Raw genomic sequence first — 12,720 nt, forward strand, 5'->3', positions numbered from 1 at the left:
GGCTCGCTCCCACAATTGATTCGTGAATCGATTGATTTCCGGGGTCTGACGCAAATCCCTGTGGGAGCGAGCCTGCTCGCGAAAGCGCTGGATCTGGCACTTACTCTGTTGGATGTGCCGACGTTATCGCGAGCAGGCTCGCTCCTACAACGGGGCTGGATCTCTCACCACGCGCAACGCATCCACCACCAGAGAAAACGCCGGCGACGGTTGGCGGCGGCTGGGGTAGTAGAGGTGGAAGCCGCCGAACGGTTCGCACCAGTCTTCCAGCACTCTGACCAAACGCCCTTCGGCCAGATGCGCACCGAACTCGTCTTCAGGCAGGTAGGCAATTCCCAATCCGTTCACGGCCGCGTCGGTGATGTGCACGGTGGAGTTGAACACCAGTTGGCCGTCGACCCGCACTTTCAGCTTTTTGCCCTGACGCTCGAATTCCCAGGCATCGACACCGTCGTAGGTCGGAAATCGAATGTCGATGCAGCGGTGCGCCGCCAGATCGCGCGGATGTTGCGGGGCGGGGTGCCGGGCAAAGTAGTCGGGCGAGGCGACGACGGCCATGCGCAGCGGCGGGCCGATCGGTACGGCGATCATGTCCTGGGCGACGGTATCGCTGAAACGCACGCCGGCATCGAAGCGATCGGCAACGATGTCGCGGAAACCGTAGTTGATATCGAACTCGAGCTTGATGTCCGGGTATTGCAGCAATAGTGGCGTCAGCTTGGGCAGCAGAGTGGTCTTGATGATGTTGTCGCCGCAGGTGATGCGCACCGTACCGGCAGGCTTGTCGCGCAACTCGGTCAGCGCGTCCAGCTCGGCTTCGATCTCATCGAAACGATGGCCCACGGTGTGCAGCAAGCGTTCGCCGGCCGCCGTCAGTGACACGCTGCGTGTGGTGCGGGTCAGCAGGCGAATTTTCAGACGCGCTTCCAGCGCCGAGACTACCTGGCTCACCGCCGATTGCGTCACGCCCAATTGCACCGCCGCGCGGGTGAAACTGCCGGTGCGGGCCACGGTGACGAAGGCGAGCAGGTCATTGAAGTTGGGTTTAGCCATGGCGTGACGCTCGGGTTTATTGATTAGCAGTGTTTATAACCGCATTAAGCACTCATTAGCTAATCAAAGCCTCGCGCTTGCGCAACAATACCTCCATCCCGGCCTCGCCTGGTTTCTCGATCAAGGACGCCCCCATGAAACGACTGTTCATACTGCTCGGGTTTCTCCTGAGTTCATTTACTGCATTCGGAGCTGACATGTCCCACGGTGCCGACAATTTCTTCAAAAGCGACAAGGTGACCGTGCAGAAGGTCAGCTTCAAAAATCAATATCAACTCACCGTGGTCGGCAATCTCTTTGTCCCCAAAGGGCTCGACCCGGAAGCGCGCAGCGCGGCGATAATCGTTGGCCATCCGATGGGCGCGGTAAAGGAGCAGAGCGCCAATCTGTATGCGCAGAAACTGGCGGAGCAGGGCTTTGTCACCCTATCGCTGGATCTGTCGTTCTGGGGCGAAAGCGAGGGCGCGCCGCGCAACGCGGTGTTGCCGGACATGTATGCCGAAGACTTCAGCGCGGCCGTCGATTACCTCGGCACACGGCCATTCATCGACCGCGAGCGCATCGGCGTGTTGGGCATCTGCGGTAGCGGCAGCTTCGTGATCAGCGCGGCGAAAATCGACCCACGCATGAAAGCCATCGCCACCGTCAGCATGTACGACATGGGCGCCGCCAACCGTGACGGCCTAAAGCATTCGCAAAGCCTTGCGCAGCGCAAGCAGATCATTGCGCAAGCGGCAGAGCAGCGTTACGCCGAGTTCACTGGCGGCAAGGTCGCATACACCGGCGGCACGGTGCTGGAACTGAAGGCCGACACCCATCCGATCCAGCGTGAATTCTTCGATTTCTACCGCACCCCGCGCGGCGAATTCACCCCGCCCAGCTCGACGCCGCAACAGACCACGCGTCCGACGCTGAGCAGCAACACCAAGTTCATGAACTTCTATCCGTTCGTCGATATCGAGAGCATCTCGCCGCGTCCGATGTTGTTTATTGCCGGTGCAGACGCGCACTCCCGTGAGTTCAGCGAAGAGGCGTTCCGGTTGGCGGGGCAGCCGAAAGAACTGGTGATCGTGCCGAATGCCGGCCATGTCGATCTGTACGACCGGGTCGAGCTGATTCCTTTTGCCAAGCTGACGCAGTTCTTCAAGAGCAACCTGAAGTAACTTTCAACGCGACGGAGCAAAGCGATGCGGACTTTTGCCAACGGCTGGAAGGGATTCGTACTGATGGCATGGCTGCCCGTTGCTCTGTCTGCACCGACCGCTATGGAGGCCAGCACGATGTGGATGACCGTCGGGGAACAGCGTTTTGCCATTGCTCTTGAGGACAACCCGAGCACTCGGCAATTGCTCACGCGATTGCCGCTGAGCCTGGACATGGCTGACCTGCACGGCAATGAAAAATACGCCACCGTGCAGCCGCCATTGCCCACCCAGCCCTACCGGCCGGGCACGATCCACAACGGCGATTTCCTTTTGTATGGCGACGATACGTTGGTGGTCTTCTATAAAACCTTCGATTCGTCCTACCGCTATTCGCGTCTTGGCCGCATCGAACGCCCGCAGGACTTGGCCGAAGTCTTGGGGCGCGGCGATGTGCGGGTGACATTCACTCTGCATGAGTGAGGAGAGTCATTGATGAACCAGAAATCGTTAAATCAAGGGCGTCTTTTGCGCATTGTGGCCCTCGGCTGCGCAGTCCTCGCCAGTGCAGCCTGCGTGAATCCCCTCTGCGCCAATCCTTCCCGATCACCGGAGAAACCGATCATGAAAGAACAGCCTCTGACGCCTGAACAACTGGCGATCGCCCCGATTGCCGCCAACGCTGCAATCGGCGACATGCCGCGTTTGCACGACGCACTCAATCGTGGTCTCGACGCCGGGCTGAGCATCAGCGAAACCAAGGAAATTCTGGTGCAGCTGTACGCCTACGCCGGCTTCCCGCGCAGCCTCAACGCCATGTCATTGCTGATGAAGGTATTGCAGGAACGCGCCGCGCGGGGCATCGAAGACGTGCCGGGACGCGAGCCGGGTCCGGTTCCGTCGGGATATGCGCTCACCGAACTCGGCACCGACAATCAGACCCGCCTGGTCGGCGCGCCAGTGTCCGGCCCACTGTTCGAATTCGCCCCGGCGATCGATCAGTTTCTGAAAGTGCATCTGTTCGGCGACATCTTTGCCCGCGACAATCTGACATGGACGGATCGGGAACTGGCGACTGTCGGCGCGCTGGCGGCAATGGCTGGGGTCGAGTCGCAACTGGAGTCGCATTTGAAGATCAGTCTGAATGTGGGATTGACGGTTGAGCAGTTGCGGCAAGTGGCGCAGGAGTTGGAGGCGCGTGGGGATTTGCAGGCTGCTGAGCGGGTGGGCGCGGGGCTGGGGAAAATCCAGCGGTGAGGGCGGCTCGGATTCATTGCCGCTCTGTTAATGCAATTCCTATAGTGCGCGCTGGCGCCGACTCGCTCCCGGTGAGCTTCCCGTTATCCGCTTGAACGCACGACTGAACGCCGCTTGGGAGGTGTAGCCCAAGCGCTGCGCCACTTCTTCGATTGGCAGTCTTTCCAGCGTCAGCCACTGACTGGCCAGGCGCATCCGCAGTTCGGTGGCGTAGCGCAGCGGCGGGGTGCCGAGGGTGCTCTGGAAGCGTTCGGCAAAGACCGAGCGTGAGGTGTTGCACAGCGTTGCCAGTTCAGCGACGCTCCAGTCGCGCCCCGGTTGTTGGTGCAGGGCCAGCAAGGCCTGCGCCAGGCGAGGGTCGCGCAGGGCGGCGACGAGACCAGAGGCATTGCCGCAAGCGCATTCGACCCAGCCGCGAACAATCATTGCCGCCACTACGTCGGCAAGGCGCGCGAGAATGCCGGCGAAGCCAATGCGCGCTGCGCTGACTTCGCGTTCCATGGTCGCAAGGATTGGCATAAGTCCTGGATAACGCTGGCCGCCAGCGTCGATCAGCATAAGACCCGGCATCAGCCGACCGAGGCCTTGCAGGCTGCCGAGTTCGAACTCCATACAGCCACTAAAGAGTAGGGCGCTATCGGGCGAATCGGCGCTTTGCCCGACCTGCACCGCGCAGACCGTGTCGCCGAGCGGTGCGGCGACGGCGCTGTCAATGTCCTGCACCTCGGCGCCCGGGTGTGACAGCAACTGGTGCGCGGCACCATGAGCAATGAATACCGCATTGCCTGCTGACAACTCGTACAGGCTGCCGTCCTCCAGTCGCAATACCGTCGATCCAGCGGCGACGAAGTGGAAATACGCATGGCCGGGCTTGTCGCTGAAACCCAGACCATACGGCGGACCAGCGTGGATCCGCCGATATTGCACGCCACGCAGACGCATGCTGCGCAGCAATTCAGTGATCAGGTCTGATGACAGTGCAAAGGGATCGGTGCTGCTCATGTTCGGGGTTTCGATCAAAAGTTCAAGACTGCGCATCATAGATCATCCGGGTTGTCGCCAATAGACTGCCCTCTCGAAATGTCCGAGGGGGTCTTGAAATGAATGAACGTGTAGGTGATGGGCGAACTGAAGGGGGGCCGCTGGTGCCTGCTTGGATGGCGGTGTTTTCGCTGGCGATGGGCGTGTTTGGTCTGCTCACGGCGGAATATCTGCCGGCCAGCCTGCTGACGCCGATGGCGCTCGATCTCGGCGTCAGCGAAGCGCTGGCCGGGCAAGCGGTGACGGTGACTGCGGTGGTCGCGCTGTTTGCCGGATTGCTCGTACCTGGATTGACGCGCAGTCTTGATCGGCGCCTGGTCTTGCTCGGTTTCTCGGTACTGATGATCGCGTCGAATCTGCTGGTGGCGTTGTCGTCCAGCCTCGCGGTGTTGCTGATCATGCGCATTCTTTTGGGCATAGCTCTGGGCGGATTCTGGAGCATGGCGGCGGCCGTGGCGATGCGCCTGGTGCCGGCGGCGCTGCTGCCACGGGCGCTGTCGATTATCTTCAGCGGGATCGCCGTGGGGACCGTGGTCGCGGTGCCATTGGGCAGTTATCTCGGCGGTCAGTTTGGCTGGCGCAGTGCGTTTTTCGCAGCTGCGGCGGTTGGCGTGGTGACGCTGGTCTTTCAAATGTTCACGCTACCGAGTCTGGCGCCGCATCGTCCGTCACGCCTGCGCACGGTGCTCGAGGTGTTGCTGCGACCGGGCATTGCCATCGGCATGTTCGGCTGCGTATTGGTGCACACCGGCCACTTCGCGTTATTCACCTACATCAGGCCATTTCTGGAAAGCACCACCGGCGTCGGCCCGCAGACGCTAGCACTGATGCTCCTTGGTTTCGGCGTGGCGAACTTTGGCGGCACGCTGTTAGCCGGCTGGCTGTTGCAGCGCAATCCAAGGACAACGTTGGTGCTGATGCCGGTGTTGGTGGGCGTTGCTGCTCTGGCGTTGGTCGGGTTACCGGCCTCGGTCACCGGGCAGGCGTTGCTCTTGGCGCTGTGGGGGATGGCTTTCGGTGGTGTGCCTGTCGCATGGTCGAACTGGGTAGCGCGCTCGATACCCGATCAGGCCGAAAGCGCGGGCGGCATGGTTGTGGCGTCCGTGCAGTCGGCAATTGCCGCAGGCGCCGCCGCTGGCGGTTCGGTGTTCAGTTTCAGCGGTATCAATGGCGTGTTTGTAGCGGCTGGAATTCTGATGTTGCTGGCCGCGCTGCTGATTGCACTGAAGGTCAATGTCGATGTGCCGGAGCCGGGTTCGGCGCCGGTGGCACCGGTGCATTTGTGATTTGATCAATCCGCCTTACGCGTGACGGCAATGTCCCAGGTTTGCATGACCTGAGTGATAGCAGCATCAATGTTATCCAGCGCGGTGTTGTCTCTGGCGAGGATGGATATGCCCTGCAGGAAACTGTCGAATACCGTCGCCATCGCCGCCGCACTTGTGCCGCTGGCCAGCTCGTCGGCATTCACAGCGCGTTCGACGCAGGCTTGAATGCCGGCACGGGTGCGCTGCCTTGAGTGGGTCAGGGCTTGCGCCACATGGGCGGTTTCCGGGCTCGGTGCGCTCATGACGCCGAGGGTAACCATGCAGCCCTTGGGGTGTGTGTCGTCGCACTGCATGCGTGCCGACTGGCGCAAAGCGGTCTCGATCGCCTGGCGTGGTGGCAGGCTGTCGTCCCACAGGCACTCGGTGACTTGCGCATAGGTGGTTAAATAACGCTGCACGCATTCATCGAACAACGCTTCCTTGGAACCGAACGCGGCGTAGAAGCTAGGTGCAGAGATACCGCCACCCAGGCCTGCCTTCAATTGGGCCAGCGATGTCGCGTCGTAGCCGTGTTGCCAGAACAGTTGCAAAGCCTGATCGACGGCGTCGTCGCGATCAAACTGACGGGGGCGACCGGTTCTCGCCATGACCTGACTCCTCATTGATTTAATATAAAGACTAGTCGATACAGAAATTGTTGACAACGCTGCGCATGCACCCTCAGGATCTAGATCGATCGGTATTTAAATCTGAGTCGGTTTTTCGAGGAGCTTCCAGTGACACCTTCAATCACGTTAACGGCTACGCCAAAAGGTCTGCCCATCGGCGCTTTGCTGGCGCTGGCCATGACTGGCTTCATCTGCATCGTCACCGAAACCCTGCCGGCGGGCCTGTTGCCGTTGATCAGTGAAGGCCTGGCGATTTCGCCGTCCATGGCCGGGCAAATGGTTACCGCGTACGCATTGGGTTCCGTACTGGCGGTGATCCCGATGACCATCGCCACCCGGGGCTGGCGGCGCCGCAACGTGCTGCTGCTGACGATTGTCGGTTTCCTGCTGTTCAATTCGATTACCGCGCTGTCGTCGCACTACGGCGTTACGCTGGTCGCGCGGTTCTTCGCCGGGGTTGCAGCGGGTTTGGCATGGAGTCTGTTGGCCGGCTATGCGCGACGCATGGTTGAGCCCGAACAGCAGGGCAAGGCGTTGGCACTGGCGATGGTCGGCACACCGATTGCGCTGTCGCTGGGCGTGCCTCTGGGTACGTGGCTCGGTGGGCTGGTCGGTTGGCGCACTACATTCGGCCTGATGTCGGCGCTGACCTTGGTACTGATCGTCTGGGTGCTGGTGAAAGTGCCCGACTACCCGCCGCAGCCGGCCCATCAACGCCTATCGCTGAGCAAAGTCTTGACTACCCCGGGCGTGCGTCCTGTGCTTGCAGTGGTGATCAGCTGGATGCTGGCGCACAACATTCTCTACACCTATATCGCTCCGTTCGTGGCGCCGGCGGGCATGGCCGAGCGGGTGGATGTGGTGTTGTTGATCTTCGGCATCGCCGCGCTGGTCGGGATATGGCTGACGGCGAAGCTGGTCGAGCCGCTGCTGCGCTCGACTGTTCTGCTGAGTTTGGCGACCTTTGCCGCGGTCTGCGTGGCGCTGGGATTTGGCGGAGGCAACCCAGAGGTGATTTATCTCGGCGTGGCGGTATGGGGTTTGACGTTCGGCGGCGCGGCGACGCTGTTGCAAACGGCGCTGGCTGACGCGGCGGGGAACGGAGCGGATGTCGCCTTGTCGTTGAATGTAGTGGCGTGGAACAGCGCGATCGCTGGCAGCGGTGTCGTCGGCGGCGTGCTGCTCGATCAGTGGGGCGTTGCCTCATTTCCGTGGGCCATGCTGGCACTGGTCGCTATCGCCTTCGCCATTGCCTGGGGTGCCCGGGCCCACGGTTTCAAGTCGGGCCCGCGCTCTGTAGAAGCTTCGGTGGTGGCGGGGCATTGAACCCCGCCAGCAGTTTCTTCAACCGCGCTTCGGCAGTTTCCAGTTAGGCCGGATGAAATGGCAAGTGTAGCCATTCGGAATCCGCTCCAGGTAATCCTGATGCTCGGGTTCCGCTTCCCAGAACGGCCCGGCCGGTTCGATTTCGGTTACCACACGGCCCGGCCACAGCTTCGAGGCGTCGACATCGGCAGCGGTGTCTTCGGCGACGGCACGCTGCTCGTCGTTGAGGTAGTAGATCGCCGACCGGTAGCTCGGGCCAAGATCGTTGCCTTGACGGTTGGGCGTGCTCGGGTCGTGGATCTGGAAGAAGAACTCGAGAATCTGCCGGTAGCTGATCACTGCCGGATCGAACACGATTTCGATGGCTTCGGCGTGGTTGCCGTGGTTGCGATAGGTCGCATTCGGCACATCGCCGCCGGTATAGCCGACTCGCGTTTTCAGCACACCCGGATAGCGGCGCAACAGATCCTGCATGCCCCAGAAGCAGCCGCCGGCGAGAATGGCAGTTTCGGTTTGAGTGGTCATGGTGAGTGCTTCCTCTCGAGACGATGGGGATACCCGCTGTTATGAGGGCAGGTTGAAAGAATCCAAGGGCGCGCTCATCAGAATCGACGACTGGCCCGCTGATCAAGCGACATGCAGGCGACTGTCAACCAAAGCCAAAAAACGAACGCAGCTTGCTCGGTGCCTTGCGTTCGTAGAATGGCTTGGTCTCCCTGAGGAAGTAATCACTCAGCCCGGCTTGTCCCGTCAGCACGCGGCAAAAATCAACCGGCCCGCCATCAGGGGCTGTATCCCCAGCGACATTGCCGGCTTCGCGCATGACCTGCTCGATATCGCCATCCGCTTCGATGCCGACGATCAGGTGCGGCTTTTCATCAACCGAGGCGTCGTGCATCAGCGCCAGGAATGCGCGTTTCACATTGGCGTGTTTGGCCAGCAGTTGCGAGAGCGAATGGACCATCGTCGATGGGTATTCCGAAGGCTGTCCAAGCAAGACGTTGGTTTCTTTTTCGACGGTGCGCTGCATGGCGGGCCGGCCTATTTCGCCCGAAAGCAGGCGTTGCACTTCATCCGGGAGGAATTCTTTACCGTACGGCGACTTAGGGTTGAGAAAGAGCAGCGCGCCCAGCGTGATTTCGAACAATGATCGGGCGGGTATCTCCACATAGCTCTGCTCGCTGTCGATGGATTGTTGCAGCGTTGGCAGTGAGGAGAAGAACGGAATGACCGGCGTGCCATCCGGCTTCTGCCAATGAGCGATGCTGATATTGCTGCCGGCTTCGAGATTGACATGGCCTTGCGCCGCACCGGCGGTGCCGAGGATGTAGACGGTCGAGTCCAGCAGGGTGCGATAGAACTCAGGGCGATGCGCGGGTTCGTCCGCGGCCAGCCGGAGTGATTTTTCCAATGGGTTTTCTTGGGAAGTATCCATGAGACTAATCCGTTATTTTCTATGGAGAGTGATGGTTATCTGATCAGTTCGAGGAGACGTGCTGTCACGATGATAATCGCCAAAGATTTCGAATCCTGCGCCGTTCTAACCAAAAGCACAAAGCCAACTGTGGGAGCGAGCCTGCTCGCGAAGGCGTCGTGTCAGTCAAATAATGCACGACTGATCCACCGCTTTCGCGAGCAGGCTCGCTCCCACATTTGAATCTCGCGTTGGGTGCTATAGCAAACTCCACGAAACCCCAACATAAACCCCCATCCCTTCACCCGGGGTTGACCGCGCAGCATCCAGACCTTTGTCGTCATACCCCGGGGTGACCGTTGCCGCATAACGCTTGCCGGTCAGGTTGCGCATGTCGACCCAGCCTTGCCAGTCGCCCTTCGGCGCGTTGTAGCCCAGGGTGGCGCCGAACAGGGCGTAAGGGTCGGCGTAGTAGCTGTTGGCGTAGTACACGGCAACTTTGGACACCAATTGTGTGTTCACGGCGGCGAAGAAACCCTGCGGCCAGTCGTAACGCAGTTCGCCCTGGTAATAATGCATCGGCAGGCCCGGCAGGCGGTTGTCGCCGAAGCGTTCGTCGTCGCGGTAGTGGAAGTCGCTGAAGGTGTAGGCCTGGCGCAAGCTCAACTGGCGGCCGTCGGCGGTGGTCCAGAGTTTGCTGTTGAGGCTGGCCTCGATGCCCTGGTGCACGGTCGGGCTGGCGTTGAGTTCGTAGGGCGTGACGGCGTTGGCGTCCGGCAGTACCGAGAGCAGTTCGTGACGAACTTGCGCGTAGTACCAGGCCAGGCTCCATTCGCCCAGTTTGCTGTCGCCACGGCCACCGAGTTCCAGAGTGGTTGCGGTCTGGTTTTGCAGTTCGACCGGGTCGCGCTGGGTGCCGGTGGCGGCGCCGTTGCCGGCAGGGAAGCGCACGTTGGAGCTGTAGATCAGCGACCACGGGTGCGGTGCTTCGACGGAGCGGCTGAGATTGCCGAACACTTGCACGTCGGGGGTGATCTGATAGCGCAGGCCGATGCGCGGTGCATAGTCCCAGTCGCTGAGACTGGTTTTGCCGCCGCCCTGCGGATAGGTCACGGCGCTTTCGCGGCGGGTGTAGATCGCGGCGAGGCCGGTGGTCAGCCAGAGGTCGTCGGCAATTTCCAGGTCATTGCCGAAATGCAGGACAGTGTCCGAACCCTGATAAGTGAAGTTGCGCATCCGCGTGCCCGGTGCATAGCTGGCGGTGTTGCCACTCGGGATGCGCACGAACTCGCTGGCGCCATCGTTGGGCAGGTGCTTGGTCACGCGCAGGCCGACATTGCTGCGGCTTTCCATGCCGAACAGGGTGTCGCGGCGCTTGTAGTCGAAGGTGCCGCTGACGTCGGTATAAGCCACTTTCAACCGGTTCGGGCCTTCGCGCAAATCCATCGGGTAGTCGTGGTAGACGAGGCCGGTCTGGATGCTCGAATCGTCGTCGAGGTAGAACGTGGTCTTGTTGCCGATGAAGGTGCTGCCGGGCTGCTTGCGGCTGTCATCGCGGGCCACATACGCCGGGTTGGCGGCCCGTGGGCTGTGTTCGATGGAATGCTTGGTCACGCGACCGGCGAGGTCGTTGTCGGTTTCGCGATAGCGGAAATAGAAGCGGGTTTCCAGATTCGGGTTGAAGCGATAGCCGAAGTTGGCGATCAGGCCTTTGCTCTCGCTGGCGGTGTGGTCCTGATAGCCGTCGGCATTGGCATCGGTCAGCGACACGTAGTAATCGAAATCCCCCAGCACTTGCCCGGAGCTGACCTGGCGCTGCTGATAGCCATGGCTGCCGGTGGCGTAGCGCACTTGCAGCTTCGGCGCGGTGTAACCGGTGTGACTGACGTAATCGATAGCGCCGCCCAGCGCCAGCGAGCCGCGATCGAAACCGTTGGCGCCGCGCAGCACTTCGACATGGTCGACCCACAACGGCTCGAGCAATTCATACGGTGTGCCGCCGGGGCCGGTGAGGGGCAAGCCATCCAGCATCGTGTAGAGCCCCGAGGCGTGGGCACCGGGTGCGCGGTTGATGCCTGAACCACGGATGGAAATCTTCACGCCTTCGTTGCCCGCCGACTGTGCATACACCCCCGGCTGATAGGCGAGCACATCCTGATTGCTGGCAACACGGCCCTGCAACGGCTGGCGCATGTCGACCACATTGGCGCCGCCGGGAACCTGCTCAAGGCGTTCCCGCGCTTCTTCGACCGCTGCATCGCTGCCACTGCGCTGATCTGCCGAAATCAGCACTTGCCCCAGCTGCAGACCTTGGGTCTCGGCCATCGCCGGGCAGGCCAGGGCCAGACCGAGCAGGGCAGTGGGCAATGATTTGGACGACGGCATCGAAAAAACTCCAGCAAACAGGGGATCGGGCAATGAACAGTGCGACGTCGGAACAATCTCAGGAAACACATGGCGACAGGGCTTTTTTGCCCGGCAATGGCAAACAACCGGGCGTGAACTAACCTCACGGATCAGGCCCTTCGGGTCAATAAACAAATTCAGCGGGCTGTTGAAGCGCGAGGACAGGTTCATGGCGAAAGACAAGAAGAAACCTGCAAAGGCAATCGAACGTCCGCGCTTGAAAAACAAGGACTATCTGCAACAGCTGCGCAAGCTGCACATTGAACTGGTGAAGCTGCAGGAGTGGGTCATCGCCAAAGGTGTCAAGGTGTGTATTGTTTTCGAAGGGCGCGACGGTGCGGGCAAGGGCGGGGTGATCAAGGCGATCACCGAACGCGTCAGCCCACGGGTGTTCCGCGTGATGGCATTACCGGCGCCAACCGATCGAGAAAAGAGCCAGATGCATGTGCAGCGCTACCTGCCGCATCTGCCGGCGGGCGGTGAGGTGGTGATCTTCGACCGCAGTTGGTACAACCGCGCCGGCGTCGAACGGGTCATGGGCTTTTGCACGGAAGAACAGGCTGACAAGTTTCTCAAGTCGATCCCTTGGGTGGAGAACGCCATCGTCGATTCGGGGGTGATCCTGCTCAAGTACTGGCTTGAGGTCAGTCCGGATGAACAGACCCGCCGGCTCGAAGCGCGGATCAATGACGGGCGCAAGACCTGGAAATTGACACCAATGGATCTGAAATCCTACAGCCGCTGGTTTGACTACTCACGGGCGCGGGACGAGATGTTCAAGCATACCGACACCGATTGGGCGCCGTGGAGGGTTGCCGACTCCAATGACAAACGTCGTGCACGGCTGAACATCATCACTGATCTGCTCAGTCGCATCCCCTATGAAGAAGTCAAGCGCGACAAGGTCGAGTTGCCGAAACGGCAGAAGCCGGGCAAGTATCGGGAGCCGGATTATCCGTATAAGCGGGTGGCGGAGCGGTTTTGACATTTGCGGGTTTTTTGGGGCTTGGCGGCCTTTGGGCCGGCCATGCTCTTGGGGGTTTTGGGTGAATATCCGTTTTTGCGGTGTTGCGGCTGGCGGTTTCGCCCTTACGGCGAGTCACCTTTTTCAGACGCCAAAAAGGTAACCCAAAAGGCTTGCTCCT

General features: G+C 60.7%; 12 protein-coding genes. 6 read left to right on the plus strand and 6 right to left on the minus strand.

What is annotated here, in order from left to right:
- Nucleotides 1–144 precede the first annotated feature (144 nt).
- Nucleotides 145–1,053 (minus strand): LysR family transcriptional regulator, encoded by a 909-nt coding sequence (locus D6877_RS22630; RefSeq protein WP_130912172.1) that lies wholly within the window; start codon nucleotides 1,051–1,053, stop codon nucleotides 145–147.
- A 134-nt stretch (nucleotides 1,054–1,187) separates the two neighbouring features.
- Between D6877_RS22630 and D6877_RS22635 the strand changes: the two genes are divergently transcribed.
- The 3 genes from D6877_RS22635 (at nucleotide 1,188) to D6877_RS22645 (ending at nucleotide 3,452) form a co-directional block, all read left to right on the plus strand.
- Nucleotides 1,188–2,216 carry an alpha/beta hydrolase gene (locus D6877_RS22635; RefSeq protein ID WP_130912173.1) on the plus strand — a complete coding sequence of 343 codons (1,029 nt, stop codon included), beginning with the start codon at nucleotides 1,188–1,190 and terminating at the stop codon, nucleotides 2,214–2,216.
- Nucleotides 2,217–2,240: 24 nt separating this feature from the next.
- Nucleotides 2,241–2,678 carry a cyclophilin-like fold protein gene (locus D6877_RS22640; RefSeq protein WP_241662941.1) on the plus strand — a complete coding sequence of 146 codons (438 nt, stop codon included), beginning with the start codon at nucleotides 2,241–2,243 and terminating at the stop codon, nucleotides 2,676–2,678.
- 141 nt (nucleotides 2,679–2,819) lie between these two features.
- Nucleotides 2,820–3,452, plus strand: a complete 633-nt coding sequence (locus D6877_RS22645; protein WP_241662942.1) for a carboxymuconolactone decarboxylase family protein — start codon at nucleotides 2,820–2,822, stop codon at nucleotides 3,450–3,452.
- A gap of 39 nt (nucleotides 3,453–3,491) precedes the next feature.
- On the opposite strand, the gene D6877_RS22650 is transcribed toward D6877_RS22645, so the two are convergent.
- Nucleotides 3,492–4,490 (minus strand): AraC family transcriptional regulator, encoded by a 999-nt coding sequence (locus D6877_RS22650; protein WP_130912182.1) that lies wholly within the window; start codon nucleotides 4,488–4,490, stop codon nucleotides 3,492–3,494.
- A 62-nt stretch (nucleotides 4,491–4,552) separates the two neighbouring features.
- Here D6877_RS22650 and D6877_RS22655 point away from each other — a divergent pair, with 62 nt between their 5' ends.
- Complete coding sequence (locus tag D6877_RS22655; protein WP_130912175.1) at nucleotides 4,553–5,779, plus strand: MFS transporter; 1,227 nt, start codon at nucleotides 4,553–4,555, stop codon at nucleotides 5,777–5,779.
- Nucleotides 5,780–5,784: 5 nt separating this feature from the next.
- Here D6877_RS22655 and D6877_RS22660 read toward each other — a convergent pair whose 3' ends face one another.
- Nucleotides 5,785–6,408, minus strand: a complete 624-nt coding sequence (locus D6877_RS22660) for a TetR/AcrR family transcriptional regulator (RefSeq protein ID WP_016774418.1) — start codon at nucleotides 6,406–6,408, stop codon at nucleotides 5,785–5,787.
- A 129-nt stretch (nucleotides 6,409–6,537) separates the two neighbouring features.
- Between D6877_RS22660 and D6877_RS22665 the strand changes: the two genes are divergently transcribed.
- Nucleotides 6,538–7,755 (plus strand): MFS transporter, encoded by a 1,218-nt coding sequence (locus tag D6877_RS22665; protein ID WP_130912176.1) that lies wholly within the window; start codon nucleotides 6,538–6,540, stop codon nucleotides 7,753–7,755.
- Between the two features lie 18 nt (nucleotides 7,756–7,773).
- Here D6877_RS22665 and msrA read toward each other — a convergent pair whose 3' ends face one another.
- The 3 genes from msrA to D6877_RS22685 all read right to left on the minus strand — a co-directional run bounded on the left by msrA (nucleotide 7,774) and on the right by D6877_RS22685 (nucleotide 11,554).
- On the minus strand, nucleotides 7,774–8,280 hold the full coding sequence (msrA, locus tag D6877_RS22670) for a peptide-methionine (S)-S-oxide reductase MsrA (protein WP_130912177.1): 507 nt from the start codon (nucleotides 8,278–8,280) through the stop codon (nucleotides 7,774–7,776).
- Between the two features lie 124 nt (nucleotides 8,281–8,404).
- Complete coding sequence (sseB, locus tag D6877_RS22675; RefSeq protein ID WP_130912178.1) at nucleotides 8,405–9,190, minus strand: enhanced serine sensitivity protein SseB; 786 nt, start codon at nucleotides 9,188–9,190, stop codon at nucleotides 8,405–8,407.
- 237 nt (nucleotides 9,191–9,427) lie between these two features.
- Nucleotides 9,428–11,554 (minus strand): TonB-dependent receptor, encoded by a 2,127-nt coding sequence (locus tag D6877_RS22685; RefSeq protein WP_130912180.1) that lies wholly within the window; start codon nucleotides 11,552–11,554, stop codon nucleotides 9,428–9,430.
- Between the two features lie 190 nt (nucleotides 11,555–11,744).
- On the opposite strand from D6877_RS22685, the gene ppk2 reads away from it, so the two are divergent.
- Nucleotides 11,745–12,560 carry a polyphosphate kinase 2 gene (gene ppk2 / locus D6877_RS22690; protein ID WP_130912183.1) on the plus strand — a complete coding sequence of 272 codons (816 nt, stop codon included), beginning with the start codon at nucleotides 11,745–11,747 and terminating at the stop codon, nucleotides 12,558–12,560.
- Nucleotides 12,561–12,720: the final 160 nt, after the last annotated feature.

The sequence above is a fragment of the Pseudomonas sp. Sample_9 genome, assembly GCF_004307535.1.
In the GTDB taxonomy this organism is placed as follows: Bacteria; Pseudomonadota; Gammaproteobacteria; order Pseudomonadales; family Pseudomonadaceae; genus Aquipseudomonas; species Aquipseudomonas mercuritolerans.

Excerpts from the sequence above, each read along its gene's own strand:
- D6877_RS22655 (WP_130912175.1), top strand. The coding sequence starts at position 4,553 with ATGAATGAACGTGTAGGTGATGGGCGAACTGAAGGGGGGCCGCTGGTG.
- ppk2 (WP_130912183.1), top strand. The coding sequence starts at position 11,745 with ATGGCGAAAGACAAGAAGAAACCTGCAAAGGCAATCGAACGTCCGCGC.
- D6877_RS22630 (WP_130912172.1), bottom strand. The coding sequence starts at position 1,053 with ATGGCTAAACCCAACTTCAATGACCTGCTCGCCTTCGTCACCGTGGCC.
- D6877_RS22685 (WP_130912180.1), bottom strand. The coding sequence starts at position 11,554 with ATGCCGTCGTCCAAATCATTGCCCACTGCCCTGCTCGGTCTGGCCCTG.
- D6877_RS22660 (WP_016774418.1), bottom strand. The coding sequence starts at position 6,408 with ATGGCGAGAACCGGTCGCCCCCGTCAGTTTGATCGCGACGACGCCGTC.
- D6877_RS22635 (WP_130912173.1), top strand. The coding sequence starts at position 1,188 with ATGAAACGACTGTTCATACTGCTCGGGTTTCTCCTGAGTTCATTTACT.
- sseB (WP_130912178.1), bottom strand. The coding sequence starts at position 9,190 with ATGGATACTTCCCAAGAAAACCCATTGGAAAAATCACTCCGGCTGGCC.
- D6877_RS22650 (WP_130912182.1), bottom strand. The coding sequence starts at position 4,490 with ATGCGCAGTCTTGAACTTTTGATCGAAACCCCGAACATGAGCAGCACC.
- D6877_RS22645 (WP_241662942.1), top strand. The coding sequence starts at position 2,820 with ATGAAAGAACAGCCTCTGACGCCTGAACAACTGGCGATCGCCCCGATT.
- msrA (WP_130912177.1), bottom strand. The coding sequence starts at position 8,280 with ATGACCACTCAAACCGAAACTGCCATTCTCGCCGGCGGCTGCTTCTGG.
- D6877_RS22640 (WP_241662941.1), top strand. The coding sequence starts at position 2,241 with ATGCGGACTTTTGCCAACGGCTGGAAGGGATTCGTACTGATGGCATGG.